This window comes from Thermosporothrix sp. COM3 (assembly GCF_059696735.1).
In genome coordinates, this window is sequence record NZ_AP019376.1 from 6,425,500 (window position 1) to 6,439,606 (window position 14,107).

The window sequence follows — 14,107 nt, forward strand, 5'->3', positions numbered from 1 at the left end:
GTGCGGATGAATTGCGTCGACATCGCATAAACTCACGTATAATACATAATATAGTTCTGGTAGAGAGACAGTAGCTAGAGGAAGGAAAGTTGAGTATCCACGCGAAGGCGGCAGGCTGAGAGCGCTTGCCTGAATTGCGTGGTTCTGCGTATATGATGCAGCAGGACGAACTCATAGGAACAACGCTCGGAAATTACCGGATCTTGTCCAGGCTTGGACAGGGCGGCATGGCTAGCGTGTATAAGGCCTATCAAGAAAATCTGGAACGCGAGGTCGCTATTAAGGTGCTGCCTCCGTGGTATGCCGCTGACCGCAATTTTGTGGAGCGGTTCAACCTTGAGGCAAAAATGGTAGCCCGTCTGAGCCATCCCAATATTGTGACGGTGCATGACGCAAACGAGCAAAACGGTCATCTCTATATTGTGATGCAGCTAATCGATGGCGGCACGCTGAAACAGCGCCTCGACCAGCTTTTAAGTGCCGGTCGGGTGATGGATCTTAGCGAGGCTGTGCCTATCTTTATTCAGCTTGCCAGTGCGTTGACTTATGCACATGAGCAGGGAATTATTCACAGGGATGTGAAGCCGGTAAACGTCCTTCTGGATCGTTCGGGCCGTCCCGTGCTTTCTGACTTTGGGATCGCGAAGGCTTTGGCGCTCTCGCAGAATCATCTGACGCGCCCGGGTGCGGGTGTTGGTACTCCTGAATATATGTCACCTGAACAGTGCCAGGGCGGGCCGGTTGATGGTCGTGCAGATATTTATGCTCTGGGGGTTATGCTCTTTGAGGTCCTGACCGGTGTCACGCCGTTCCGGGCGGATAACTATCCAGCGCTGGCGCATAGCCATATCTACGATATGCCACCACGCCCGAGCTCAATGAACCCGTCTATTCCTCCGGCTGTCGAGAAGATTATCTTAACCGCGCTGATGAAAAATCCGCAGCATCGGTACCAGCGTGCAAGCGATATGGCGGAAGCGCTGAATCAGGCGATGATGGGAAGCGCTCATCCTCAGAAGCAAATGCCAAATAACTATTATGTGCAGCAGCCGCCAGTCATGCCGATGCAGCCAATGCAATCACCGCTTCCACAACCTCCGGTGCAGCAACAACCTGTTCCACAACAGCCATATCCTTCGCCCAATCCACAGCACAGGACACCATCCGGGCAGCCTTATCCGGCGCATCAGACCGGTCAGGGGCAGGCCGTCATCATGTATCGCTGTCGCAACTGTCAGCGGTTGAATCGGCCGAACATGCGCTTCTGTACCTATTGTGGTGTGGTGTTGAATAAATGTCCATATTGTGGCACCGCGAATTCGGTCAATAATCGCTTCTGTGTCTCATGTGGGCAGGCGTTAGGCAGTTAACAGGAATGACAAAAGAGAGAGCCGACCATTGAAGGTCGGCTTAATGGGGCAGTTCATTCTGTTGCGCTGTCTGGATACGCTCAAGCGTGCGTTTGCGTTCGTCAATACGTTGATGCTGGAGCATCAGGCGCTGTTCGTGGTTCAGGGAGAGCAGGGTGCGTACCCTCTCAACAATCACGCTCGGCTGGGCTGGCTTCGTGATATATTCAATTGCTCCTTCCTCAAATCCCTGTACCTGTTCAGTCAGATGTACCAGAGCGCTGCTCACCAGTACCGGAATCGTCTGCTGATGCTCACGAAGCCAGTGCAACACATCCCAACCAGAAACAGGACGCATCACCAGATCCAGGATAATCAAGTGCGGCTTGTAGACCGGGATCGCAGCGATTGCATCCTGACCATTGAAAACAGAGTGTGTCTCAAAACCGTTATGTTCCAGGAAAAAGCTGAATACTTGCTGAATGGCGTCTTCGTCCTCAACAATAAGAATGCGCTGTTTTTCGGGAGTATTGTTCATATTGTGCTACCTCGACTCTTTCCACCGCAAAAGAGCTGCTAGAAAAACTCCGCTACAAAACATTGAACAGCTTAACGACCTCGTCTTAGTGGGAAACGAACCTCAGCAATAGTATATTCTTGATCTGGTTCCTGTCCTGCTGGCGGCTGGATTGGCAAGGGACCACGTCGAAGTGAGAAGCGCCCACCCAGGTCGATGATCAGGTGCTTGATCAGCGAGAGACCCAGACCTTCTGAACTGCCTTCAGTGCTCTCTTCTATGTGTTCGGTGGATGGACCTTTGCCGCTATCGATTACCTGGATAATGGCGTTGCCATCCTCTTCGCTGCCTCGAATAATCACGATTCCACGCTGTTGATCAGCCATACCATGTTTAATGGCGTTTGAGACCATCTCATTGATGACCAGCGCCAGAATGGTAACAGCCCGGGAAGGAATGACGATCGGGCAGGGCTCCACCTGGAACGAGATGCGCTTATCAGGAGGGCTGAGGTTGGCATTTGCCACGCCAACAATCTTTCTGGCGATATCATCAACGCGCCCTTCGCTGACATCCTCATGGGCCAGCAGGTCATGGGTGGCCGCGAGTCCCTGGACGCGGTTCACGCTCTCGGCCAGAATGTGCCGGACTTCTGGCGATTTCGTGCGCCTGCGCTGAAGCGAGAGGATACCTGCCACGGTCGCAAGATTGTTTTTGACCCGGTGATGCAGCTCGCGGAGCAAGACCGATTTGAGTTCAAGGCCACGTCGGGTCTCTTCATAGAGTCGGGCGTTCTCAATCGCAATTGCGGCCTCATTTGCGAAGGTGATGACCAACTGCATCTGTTCGGGGCTGAGCAGGTGCCGATGACTGCTATAAATACAGATACAACCAAGAATCTTCTGCTTGACTTTGAGCGGGACGCAAAGCACCGAGTGAATCTCTGACGAAAGCATCGGGTCGTCATGGATAAAGCAGTGTTCATCGGCGTGGAAGCAGTCGACGGCCATATTCGGGCGCCCTGTCTGCACGGTGCGTCCGGCGCAGCATTGGCCTACCTTGATTTGTAGTTTGCCAACCTGCTTGGCGTTCAAGCCATAATGTGCAAGAACGTGCAGGCGCTGTCGATCCGGATCCAGTTCAAAGATACAGGAGCGTTCAGCCCCCGACAGATGTACTGCCTGTGTCGTGATGATTTGCAGCACCTCGTCCAGATTCAGGGTAGAGGCGATAATGGAAGAGACCCGGTGAATAGTTGCCAGCTCGTGCACTTTGCGCCGTAGCTGTTCATCGGTCTGTTCATACAGCCGACCATTCTCGATGTTGAGCGCGATGGTGCCTGCCGTGACCTCGACGAAGTTGACCTCTTCAGGGGTAAAATCGCGAGGCTGTTTGCTCTGGACGCTGATAACGCCGATCAGACGTTCCGCACTGCCAAAGAAGATGATAGGAAGCGCCATAATGCCGCGATAGGGTTCGCCATAGGCGCGAGCCTCGGAGGCATAGTTCGGGTCGGTTAGCGCATCATTGTGCAGAAGCGTACGCCCTTTATCGGCAACCCATCCGCTGTAGCCTTCTCCCAGACGCAGGAGAAAATGCATACTGCCTAATGGACGCGGGCCATTGGTCGCGCGGAGCGTCAGCACGCGCTGTAACTCGTCATACAGGAAGATGGAACAGAGATCGGCCTGAAGCTCCTCCGCAACTACCTGCGCAATGAATTCCAGGGTCTGATCAAGATCGGTTGCCGAGTTGCTGACACCGTTGATTCGTTGCAGTGCGTCGAGGCGGTGTTCCAGCCGCTGATTGACATGGGAGTTCTGGTTTCGCTGTTCCTCTATTCCTTGCTGATAGCCACGTGTCACGGCCAGAGCAAGCTCTGCCTGAAGGTGATTGAGATCCCCGATAATACTGATGAACTGCGAAGGCTCGGCAGCAAAAATGGCTTGAAGCTCAGTCTGAAGGGCCTGAAAGTAGGCCTGTAGTTCGCTGAGCTGTGTATCCAGTTTCCCCCCCCCTCTGGCAAGCGTGTTGCCTTCCTGCTCGAAATGAGCGATAGGGACGGACTGCTCATCAGGCGCGGTGAGTGCCTGTAGCAGTATGTCTGCGTCGCTGCCAGGTGTCAGCTCAACGCCTTGAATGCGCTGAAGTGAGGACTGTAGGCGGGCAGCGTGCGGCGTTAAAAGTTGCTTGAGATTGGCGCTTTGAGTCACTTCCTCTTCTTCCTGCTAGCTACTATTCCTGAGGGGTAAGGTGATGAGTGGTCATGAGTCTCTACGGTTTTCCCACGTAATTGACCCTCTTCACGCACCTCTATTATAACAGCGGTCGGGCAATTTGATCCAGGGGTCAGGCCGTTATGGGTGCAACACTCAATGAATGAAAAACACACCCTGCTCTCTGGAACGAAACAGGGAGTGGATCGAAAAACAATCATCTTTTTTCATCCGTGTGTAATTGTAAAAGGGCTGTATAGTAGTGTCAAGTAGCGAAGGTACCTCCCCATGCTCCTGAAAACAAGGAAAAAAATCCTATCCATGCGGACAAAGGTTTACTATATCTTCCCTATTTCGTCATAAATTGTGACTCTTTAAGGAAAAGAAGTAGAGTTATCATTGTATTCTTTGAATTGAGGGGGGCTTATTTCTATATGACATGTACTCATTGTGGTTTTTCTGTCTCCCCCGCACGTTCACACTGTCCTCGTTGCGGGTTGCCGGTTGAGACCGGACAGGCGCATTTTGAGGGCCAGCAGCCGCTCGTTCTGACAGCACCGGATATGACCGAGGGTTCCTATCCTTTGCCGATGAGCGAGACGATGTTAGGGCTGGAAGAGTATGCTTTATCACCTGAGGCGGCTGTGCATACTGATGGGCAGCTAGTGCAGCCGTTTCCGGAATTTGAATTCCAGGACCCCTCATCACGCCAGCCAACCAGCGCAAGGCCGTTGCTTGAGCCAAAGACTGGCTTTTTGGGTGGGCCCCATTCGACACGTTTTGGCTTTACACTTTCCGCTCTCTGTCTGCTGGCCGGGGCAATGATTCTTGTCTTTGTGGCCGTAATGGCTCCTGGACTGTCAGGGAAGACTGGAAATGGGCCTAATAACAGCCCTTTAACGATTGAAGAGAAGCCAACGAAGGTGGCTGATCATCCCACTGCGACCACCATTCCAACGGAGGTCAGCGCGTTTCCTGGCGAAAAATATATAGATAACGTTCAGCTCGGGAGCTCAGTAGATCGTACTTCTGCACGCATTACGGTTCCCGCAACGTCTTTTCGATTAGGGCAAACGGTCTATATTACAATGGCTGTCCACCCTGAACGCCCTGGCGCTCTGTGCCTGTACTGGTATATCAATAATTCGTTGTTGCATTATCTCCCGTATGAGGCAAGTAATGCGTCTATATCGTACTGGTTTGCGGTCAAGCCTGCGGTGGCGGGGAATGGCTCTGTTGAGGTCTACTGGGCAAGCACGCCCGCCTGTATCGATAAGCAGCTTGCCTACAGGGGAAGCTTCAATATTGGCTAGAAAAGATGCCTGCCAGAAACGGCAGGCGTTCTTTTTTCTCTGCTATTCCTCTTCCAGAACGACTTCTAAGTTTTCCTCAAGCTCTGTGGCTCGCAGTAATTGAGCAAGTTTGTCGCGCTCTGATGAAGGGAGTGGTTGCAGGGGTCTGCGTGGTTTGCCGCCATAGCCAGCGATCATCTCAAGGGCTGCTTTCAGGCCAGCGACGCCGTAGCGCGTGGTCACTGCCGTGTTGATGGCGATGAGCTCCGTTTGCAGTGAGCGAGCCTCAACGTAGTGACCGGTGTTAAAGAGGGTCTGAAGCAGGCAGATTTCACGCGGATAGAGGTTTGCCAGTGCGGCGATTGTTCCGGCTGCGCCAATCGCAAGAGCAGGGAAGAAAAAGCCGGCACTGCCTGCAAAGACGCGGAAGGTCACCGGTGTGTTGGCGGTGATGAATGAAAGTTTGGTGATATCGCCGCTGCTGTCCTTCAGCCCCAGAATATTGGGATGCTCGGCCAGGGTGCAAATAAGTTCGGCATCAAGATCAATTCCGCCGGTGCTGGCTGGCATATTGTAGATCAGCACAGGAATCGGACTTCGTTCCGCAACTGCCTGATAGTGTGCAAGCAGAGCCGGTTTATCCATATTCCCTTTATAGTAGGAGGGAGGGAGCACCAGGGCCAGATTTGCACCATGATTCGCGGCTCGCTGACATTGAGCAATGGTTCCGCGGGTTGATTGCTCACCACAACCGGCAATGAGCGGTATTCCTGTCTCTTCATCGCCTGCTACTTCTCTGGCTGCGCTGATCACGCGGGCTCGTTCTTCGTTGGTCAAATGGACTGCCTCGCCATTACTACCCAGGACCACAAAGCCCGCGATCCCACTGTCTTTCAAGCGTTGCATATGGCGTTGCAGCGTTCCCAGGTCAAGTTCTTCGTCGGCATCAAAGAATGTCGGGAGAGGGGGATAAACGCCACCAGGTAAGAGATTTTGCATGGCTTACTCTCCGAAATTACAGAATAAATAACGCTCTCTCGCTATTATAGCATAACAACGGGAGAGTATTTCTTGATCTGTGAAGTGTAAGTCTTATCTCACTACGCCAGCAACAAAAAGTACAGAAATGAGAAGAGCAAGCAAGAGAATGCTGAACCAGAAAAAGCGAAAACGAGTCGCTCGGCGTTGAAGCGCGTTGACGCGCCGATTTTCGGAGGGGCACCAGCGGGCTGCGCCACAATAAGGACAGAGCGGAAATAGCTCATAGGGATGACAGAGGGTGTTCTTTTGCTTGCCATAACTGATAGAGCCGATCTCATTGCGAAGCTGCTCGCTCTCAAAGACTGCGGAGCAATGGACACAGCGGAGCAGCAGATATTCCTGCCAGTCGCTGGCATGGCATTGCGGGCAGAATAGAGGCGGTGTCTCGGTTGACCAATGGTGATGACAGCGGTGACAGTAGTAGCGTCCATCGGTTGTACGAGGCATGGTTCCACGCACCAACCCATCGAGCACCAGCATCCGCGTCTGTGCGGGTGTCAGAATATAGCTGCATTCGATCAGGTCAATGTATCCTTTTTGGCCAACATGAAACTCAGGAAAGTCATAATACCGTTGTCGATCACGACGGGCCTCAGGCGTTACTTCACGCGTTTTCTGTCTGGGAGGTTGGGTCTGTTCATATGGTGTGTGGGGCACAAAGGAGCCCGTGGTGTGTTGTGCCCGTTGCTCGTCGTATTTTTTGCGCATAGCCGGATCGTTCAAGGTCTGGTATGCTTCTAAGAGCAAGCGCATGCGGGTATGGGCGTCTTCACCTTTGTAGACGTCGGGATGGTATTTGAGCGCCAGCTTTTTGAATGCTGCCTTGATGGCCTCAGGTGATGCATCTTGAGGGACACCAAGCAGTGTGTAATAGTCAGGAGAAGTGTGCATCAATGGTACTCGCGAAACAGTGAGTGTCTGACCAACTCTTTATTGTATAGACGTTCGACCGCGAGAAAGGTTGTAAAAGGATAAAGGGTCTACAAGCAATGTATGATTACCGGGAACTGGAACGTGCCTGTACGCAGGAAGGATGCCCTCTGTGTCGGCTGATTGCTGAGGGCGTGACACGCTATCTGGAATCGTGGAAATATGAGCATTTTACTGATGTTGAGGTTCGCGAAGAGTTGCGGCGCTCACGAGGCTTTTGCGGCCAGCATACTCGGCAGCTGGTGCAGATGGGGGCTGCTTTACCGCTGGCTCAGTCCTATCACGATATTGTCACCGACACGTTGGAGCAACTGGAACAGACCAACGGATCGCCCGGCGCCCGGGGACTGCTTTCACGCATTTTCGAGAAGAGGACGGGGCGGCATCTCTGTCCTGCCTGCCATCAGGAAGAGAAAATAACAGCGCGCACGATTGATACCCTGCGGCAGGCGCTTGGCAATGACGAGTTCTACGCCTGCTTTGAAGCCTCTGACGGCCTCTGTCTTGACCATTTTCAGGAGGCGTGTACATTGCGTGTTGCGGAGATCTCGGGCCACTGGCTGTCTCGCCTGCGTCAGGCTCAGCTTGCCTGTCTTCGTCGGCTGGAAGCGGAGCTTTCCGAGTTTATCCGCAAGCATGATTATCGTTACCAGGGAGAAGCCAGCGGGTCTGAGGCTGGATCATGGAAGAAGGCGGCTGGCCTTGTTGCCGGCTGGGAGCAGCTTCAGCAGAAGCTATAAAAAAAGGAAGCCTTTCCCTCTTTGGAAAGACTTCCTCGACAGCACGTTAATGGGAGGCGTACATACGATTTGTGTCGTAGTCGCCCGCGACAAAATCGAGAGCACTGGTACTGGTATTATGGGGCTGGACGCGCCAGAAGGCCCGGCTCATAAAGTCCCAGTGTTCCAGGATCTCGGCTGCATGCGCGCTATGCGTCTTGCGTGCATGCCATGTGATTACCTGACGAAGCGCCTCACTCTCGGCGTTGTCTGTAATGCGCCCAAGCGAGACGAACGAGGTATTGCAGTTTGCGCTAAAGGTGTTGGTTGTATCAAGCACATAGGCCACGCCCGAGGACATACCGGCTGCGAAGTTGCGCCCGGTCTCGCCCAGGACTACAACCATACCACCTGTCATATATTCACACCCGTGGTCGCCAATACCCTCAACAACGGCCAGAGCGCCGCTATTGCGTACTGCAAAGCGCTCACCGGCCCGACCAGCCGCGAAGAGTTGACCACCGGTGGCCCCATAGAGGACCGTATTACCAAGAATGGTATTGCTCGCCGAGTGATAGGTGGCGTTTGTCGGCGGCATAATCACGATCTGACCGCCTACCATGCTTTTGCCAACATAGTCGTTTGCTTCACCCTGAAGGTGCAGGCGCATACCAGGTACACAGAAGGCGCCGAAGCTCTGACCTGCGGAGCCTTCAAATGTGCAGGTAATACTGACACCCGAGAGGCCGCTGTTGCCATAACGGCGGGCAATTTCACCGGCTAGCGTGACGCCAATGGAGCGATCATAGTTGTGAATGGTATGCTGTGTAATCACACTGCGCTCAAGATTGAGGGCAGGGGCTGCCTCCGACAACAACTGATCTTCCAGGGCGGAGCGTTCCGGCGAGACATGTTTGCTGGCATCAGAGCGCACAGGATGGGCAACGAGCAGACCGGAAAGATCGAACTCGGTCTCTCCCTTTGTCTGAAGGAGATCGGCGCGTCCGATCAGCTCTTCAAGGCTTCTGAAGCCAAGCTGCGCCAGAAGTTCGCGTACCTCCGTCGCGACCAGGGTCAGGTAATTAATCAAGAATTGCGGGCGACCGGTAAACTTCGCCTTTAAGTCTTCGCGCTGGGTAGCTATGCCCGCCGGACAGGTGTTCAGGTGACACTGACGCGCCATATCACAGCCAAGCGAGACCAACGCTGCTGTTCCAAAGCCATACTCTTCCGCGCCAAGCATGGCAGCGATGACGACATCACGACCAGTTTTAAAGCCGCCATCAACGCGCACCTTAACGCGCTGACGCAGGCCGTTTTTCACGAGTACCTGCTGCGCCTCGGCAAGCCCCAGTTCCCAGGGAAGACCAGCATGCTTGATGGACTGAAGCGGAGAAGCACCAGTACCGCCATCATGGCCGCTGATCAGAACGTAGTTCGCATGGGCTTTCGCGACACCAGCGGCAATGGTACCTACCCCTTTACAGGAGACCAGCTTGACGCCAACCTTCGCGGTCGGGTTGACCTGATGCAGATCATAAATGAGCTGTGCGATATCTTCGATACTGTAGATGTCGTGATGTGGCGGTGGTGAGATCAGGGCTACTCCCGGCGCTGTATGGCGCAGGCGAGCCACAAAAGGCGTTACCTTGTGTGGAGGCAACTGACCACCTTCGCCCGGCTTGGAGCCTTGAGCCATCTTAATCTCGATCTCTTCGGCGCGCACAAGGTACTCAGTAGTGACCCCGAAGCGAGCAGATGCAACCTGCTTGATCTTGCTGCTGACCGGGTAGCCTTCAAGCGTCTCCTGATACCAGGCGGGATCTTCGCCACCCTCACCGGTATTGTTGCGTGCATTGATGCTGTTCATCGCGGCTGCGATCGTTCGATGTGTCTCTGCACTAAGTGCGCCGACCGACATTGCCGAGATCACAAAGCGCGCGCGTATCGACTCAACCGATTCTACCTCCTCAACCGGGATCGGTGTGCGCTGCGTGAAGTCCAGCAGGTCACGAAGGGTGGTTGGCGGACGATTATAGACCAGATTGGTAAATTGCTGATAGTCGGTGTGTTCGCCACTCTGGGCGGCCTTCTGAAGCGCCCGGACAATCAATGGATTATAGGCGTGGTACTCCGCATCACGCCGGAAGCGATACCGGCCCAGATCGGCCAGTTTCCGCCGTCGGACAGCAGGCTCGGGCGTGGCCGGGGCCTGTTGCAGCGAGGTACAGTGCTGGATAATCTTGCTGGCAACCTGTTCTAGCGTCAGACTTCCCGGGTGATAGGGCGAGCCGGCGAAACAGCGTTCCACAAATTCGGGAGCCAGACCAATAATCTCGAATTGACCGCCACCGATGATGTTATGCAGGGTTGAGATTCCCATGCGTGCCATGACCTTGCACAGGCCGTCCTCAATCGCGTGGAAGTAGCGCTCGACTGCGATTTCAGGGGTGACATCTTCCAGTTTGCGTTCACCAGCAAGGGCACGGACACTATCGAGCGCGAGTGTTGGTACAATCGCTTCGGAGCCGTAGCCAAGCAGTACAGCAATCTGGTGAATATCACAGACAGTGCCTGTTTCGCAGACCAGAGAGGTGCGGGTGCGCAAGCCATGCTCAATCAAGAAGCGGTGCACGGAGCCAACCGCAATGACCATCGGGATGGGGGGCTGTTCAAGGGTTGCCTCGCGATCGCTGAGCACAAGCAGGGTTGCCCCTTCATTGATCGCGGTGAGAGCCTCCTGTTCCAGACGATCAAGTGCCCCGGCAAGAGCCTCCGGTCCCGCGGCAACCGGGAAGATAGTATTCAAAACATGGGTCTGTTGCCGCCGGGATAGTGCCTCAAGTTGCGCTTCTGTCAACAGCGGTGAGGGAAGGTGAACCAGACGAGCGTGTTCGGGTGACTCGGTTAGCAGACTGGATTGCGTCCCAAGATAGCTATCAAGCGACATCACAACGCGCTCGCGTAACGGGTCAATAGGCGGGTTCGTGACCTGAGCGAAACGCTGCCGGAAGTAGTCGGAGATGGCACGAGGCATCCGGGAGAGCGGTGCAAGCGGGGCATCATCGCCCATACTCCATGTAGGCTCTTTCTGCTCTGTCAGTATCGGACGCAGGACCATCTCAATATCTTCATGGGTAAAACCGAAGAGCTGTTGACGAGCAAAGAGCGCATCAGAATCTGGCTTCTCGATGGGCTGAGGCTGGATTTGCTGCTCAAGGTCATACAAATGCACGCGATTGTCTGCGAGCCACTGCTTGTATGGCTGCTTTTGTGCCAGCATTGTTTTGATTGCCTGATCGCGGAGTACCTGCTTCTGGATGAGATCAACCGCGATCATTTCACCTGGTCCCAGGCGTCCCTTCTCGGCGACTTCAGCAGGATAGAGAGGAATTACCCCGGCCTCGGAGGCAACAATTAGCAGCCCGCTTGTTGTCAGCGTGTAGCGAGCCGGGCGCAGGCCATTGCGATCGAGTGCTGCACCGACAATCTGTCCATCGGTAAACACGAGCGCCGCAGGACCATCCCAGGGCTCGGTCAGGCCCGCATGATACTCACACCAGGCGCGAAGCTCTTCTGAGAATGTCTCGTCGTTCTCCCATGCAGGAGGTACGAGCATCTGTACGCTATGAAGCAGGCCACGACCCGAGACGGAAATCAGCTCAAGCGCATTATCTAACTGTGCTGAATCGCTGCTCCATTCCTGAAGTACCGGAACAAAGGCGTTAACGCGCTCTCCCCACAGAGGCGAAGACAGCGACTTTTCGCGGGCTCGCATCCAGTTGCGGTTTCCTTGCAACGTATTGATTTCGCCGTTATGCGCCAGCAGGCGGAACGGCTGAGCCAGCGGCCAGGACGGGAACGTGTTGGTGCTGTAGCGTTGGTGAAAGACGGCGAGTGCGCTGGCGTAGCGTGGGTCTACAAGATCAAGATAGAAGCGTGCGAGTTGATCAGGGGCCAGCAATCCTTTATATACAATGGTGCGATGCGAGAGCGAGGCGATATAACAATCAGAGATCCTGGCTTCATGCAAGCGTTGTTCCAGCAAACGGCGAGCGTAGTAGAGGGTTTGTTCATATGCAGAGACATCAAGGGATGCCGGACGGCTCACGAGCGCGTGCATGATCTGAGGCATTGTCTCGCGTGCACGGGTGCCCAGAACAGTTTCATCAAGCGGGGGAGTGCGCCACCCAAGCCAGAGAAGGCCAAGCTCACTCAGAGTCTGCTCAACCAGTTGACGACTCTTCTCGTTGTCAGCAGGGGCTCTCTCGGGATGTGGTAAGAAAAGCACGCCTACAGCGAGATCAGCGGGATCAAGGTCGGGGCGGTTCAACTCGGCGGAAAGAAGCGCTTGAGGAATTTGAGTCATGATGCCTGCACCATCATACGTCTGGGCATCGGCGTCCTGGGCTCCACGATGGGTCAGGTTTGCAAGAGCCGATAAGGCCTGCTGAACCAGATCGTGGCTGGCATGTCCGGAAACATGGGCAATAAAACCTGTGCCACAGGCGTCGTGCTCCTGGCGGGCATCATACAGCGGGTACGGGGAAGGCAAAATATTGTGTTCGTTATGCATGCAGTGTCCTCCCAAGAACTAAATGCTACTGAAGGGATCGGGCACCGGCGCTGGAGCCAAAAAGGTCGACGATCAAACAACGTTCGTCGGTATTCGTTACTGTGGTTCAAGCCAGCTTACAGGCCAAAGTGGTAGCACTGGGAAGGTGAGCAGCATAGCTCATGTGGAGAGGCGACATCACCTGCTTTTTACAAGTATAACATATCCGTTTAAAAACAGGCAAGGCAGTTCGGTTGAAGATCAGCAGGGAGAAAATTGACAGTATTCATATTGCTCTATGTAGCAGTGAGAGAGGAGTCACGAAATACGCCTGGAGGGATTTCCCCTCCAGGTACAACAGCTTCATACTGGCTTTTCGAGCATCTCACAATAGACCTGATAGGTCTGGCGTGCGATCTGTTCCTGCGTGTAGTGGGTTAGCACGCGCTGACGGCCCTTGCGTGCCAGTTCGAGGTACAGGTCCGGATTGTCAAGCAACTGCCGCAAACGGTTGGCTAACTCCTGCGCATTGCCTTCCGGGAAAATCAGCCCGGCGTCACCGATCACATAAGGAATCTCGGCAGAGTCGGAACCGACAACCGGCACCTCGCACGACATCGCTTCAGCCAGCACGCGACCGAACTGCTCTGCCCAGTTGGGGCGTGTCAACGAGGGCAGAACCAGCACATCCAGCTTCTGGAGTTCGGCGGGAATCTCGCGGGTGGGCACACTTGCTTTAAAAGTCAGCCGGTCACTGACTCCGAGCCGGCGTGCCTGTTCTGTAAGCACCTCTTTCATCGGGCCAAAGCCTATAAGGACGACACGGCACCGTTCCGGTAAGAGGGCCAGCGCGTCGACGAGCGTGCTGATCCCTTTCTGCTCCACGAGACGACCAACGTAACCGATGACAAAGGGGCGCTCTGGTGCTGGTGGCTGAAGTGGTACGGTTCGCTTGAAGATATCGGTATCAAAGCCAAACTGAGGGATAACATGCACGCTTTTGCGGTAGCCCTTGCGGCGCAACACATCCGCAGCGTCCTGGTTGCCAGCGATTGCGGTCGTTGTGTGCGTGTAGTTGTACTGCTCGAAATAGCGGAACGGTTGCGGATAAGCACGATACAGATTCTGGTAGGCAAAAAAGAGCGCTCGCGCCCGATATTTGCGGCTCAAACGCATGGCCTGATAAGTTGCAAGGTTATACGGCTCTTCATCGATGTGCACAATATCCGGTTGTACCTCGCGAAAGATCTCACCTAATTTAGGATAAAAATGAATATGAAAATGACCGTTCAGCGCCATAGGCGTCACGATCATGCGATAGCCACTCAGATAGAGTTTTTCCAGCACCTGCTTGCTTCCGTCATCGGCTTTCCAGTATGGTGGAGTGGCAAGAGTCAGTTCAACATCCGGGCACTTCGCCAGCTCTTCCAGCTTACGCTGAGAGGTGCCGGCGATAAGCGCTTTAGAAATCATCAGTACTCGCATCAT

The 14,107-nt window shown here is 54.2% G+C and carries 9 protein-coding genes; 3 read left to right on the top strand and 6 right to left on the bottom strand.

The genetic code is table 11. The annotated features are described in order from the left end of the window. The first annotated feature begins 152 nt into the window (after positions 1-152). Positions 153-1,370: a protein kinase domain-containing protein gene (locus KTH_RS27560; RefSeq protein WP_497622102.1), complete on the top strand. Its 1,218-nt coding sequence runs from the start codon at positions 153-155 to the stop codon at positions 1,368-1,370. A 40-nt stretch (positions 1,371-1,410) separates the two neighbouring features. Here the strand turns inward: KTH_RS27560 and KTH_RS27565 are convergent, their stop codons facing one another. Both KTH_RS27565 and KTH_RS27570 read right to left on the bottom strand, forming a co-directional pair. Then, a complete protein-coding gene (locus tag KTH_RS27565; RefSeq protein WP_497622104.1) occupies positions 1,411-1,887 on the bottom strand; it encodes a response regulator transcription factor in 477 nt (158 codons plus the stop codon). Between the two features lie 71 nt (positions 1,888-1,958). Next, entirely contained in the window at positions 1,959-4,079 is a 2,121-nt protein-coding gene (locus tag KTH_RS27570) for a sensor histidine kinase (RefSeq protein ID WP_497622106.1), read from the bottom strand. Between the two features lie 437 nt (positions 4,080-4,516). Between KTH_RS27570 and KTH_RS27575 the strand changes: the two genes are divergently transcribed. Further along, positions 4,517-5,395 (top strand): hypothetical protein, encoded by an 879-nt coding sequence (locus KTH_RS27575; protein ID WP_497622108.1) that lies wholly within the window; start codon positions 4,517-4,519, stop codon positions 5,393-5,395. 42 nt (positions 5,396-5,437) lie between these two features. Here the strand turns inward: KTH_RS27575 and KTH_RS27580 are convergent, their stop codons facing one another. Then, positions 5,438-6,373: a dihydrodipicolinate synthase family protein gene (locus tag KTH_RS27580; RefSeq protein ID WP_111324612.1), complete on the bottom strand. Its 936-nt coding sequence runs from the start codon at positions 6,371-6,373 to the stop codon at positions 5,438-5,440. Positions 6,374-6,466: 93 nt separating this feature from the next. Beyond that, on the bottom strand, positions 6,467-7,306 hold the full coding sequence (locus tag KTH_RS27585) for a DnaJ domain-containing protein (RefSeq protein ID WP_137686193.1): 840 nt from the start codon (positions 7,304-7,306) through the stop codon (positions 6,467-6,469). Between the two features lie 98 nt (positions 7,307-7,404). On the opposite strand from KTH_RS27585, the gene KTH_RS27590 reads away from it, so the two are divergent. After that, positions 7,405-8,085, top strand: a complete 681-nt coding sequence (locus KTH_RS27590) for a DUF6062 family protein (RefSeq protein WP_111324614.1) — start codon at positions 7,405-7,407, stop codon at positions 8,083-8,085. A 46-nt stretch (positions 8,086-8,131) separates the two neighbouring features. On the opposite strand, the gene gltB is transcribed toward KTH_RS27590, so the two are convergent. Further along, the gene (gltB, locus tag KTH_RS27595) at positions 8,132-12,640 is read right to left on the bottom strand and encodes a glutamate synthase large subunit (RefSeq protein ID WP_497622111.1); all 4,509 of its coding nucleotides are present in this window, start codon (positions 12,638-12,640) and stop codon (positions 8,132-8,134) included. Positions 12,641-12,982: 342 nt separating this feature from the next. Next, positions 12,983-14,107 (bottom strand): glycosyltransferase family 4 protein, encoded by a 1,125-nt coding sequence (locus KTH_RS27600; RefSeq protein ID WP_211326287.1) that lies wholly within the window; start codon positions 14,105-14,107, stop codon positions 12,983-12,985.

Bases quoted from the DNA above. Each gene is read 5' to 3' on its own strand.
- KTH_RS27560 (WP_497622102.1), top strand. From the start codon at position 153: ATGATGCAGCAGGACGAACTCATAGGAACAACGCTCGGAAATTACCGG.
- KTH_RS27565 (WP_497622104.1), bottom strand. From the start codon at position 1,887: ATGAACAATACTCCCGAAAAACAGCGCATTCTTATTGTTGAGGACGAA.
- KTH_RS27575 (WP_497622108.1), top strand. From the start codon at position 4,517: ATGACATGTACTCATTGTGGTTTTTCTGTCTCCCCCGCACGTTCACAC.
- KTH_RS27580 (WP_111324612.1), bottom strand. From the start codon at position 6,373: ATGCAAAATCTCTTACCTGGTGGCGTTTATCCCCCTCTCCCGACATTC.
- KTH_RS27585 (WP_137686193.1), bottom strand. From the start codon at position 7,306: ATGCACACTTCTCCTGACTATTACACACTGCTTGGTGTCCCTCAAGAT.
- KTH_RS27590 (WP_111324614.1), top strand. From the start codon at position 7,405: ATGTATGATTACCGGGAACTGGAACGTGCCTGTACGCAGGAAGGATGC.
- gltB (WP_497622111.1), bottom strand. From the start codon at position 12,640: ATGCATAACGAACACAATATTTTGCCTTCCCCGTACCCGCTGTATGAT.
- KTH_RS27600 (WP_211326287.1), bottom strand. From the start codon at position 14,107: ATGATGCGAGTACTGATGATTTCTAAAGCGCTTATCGCCGGCACCTCT.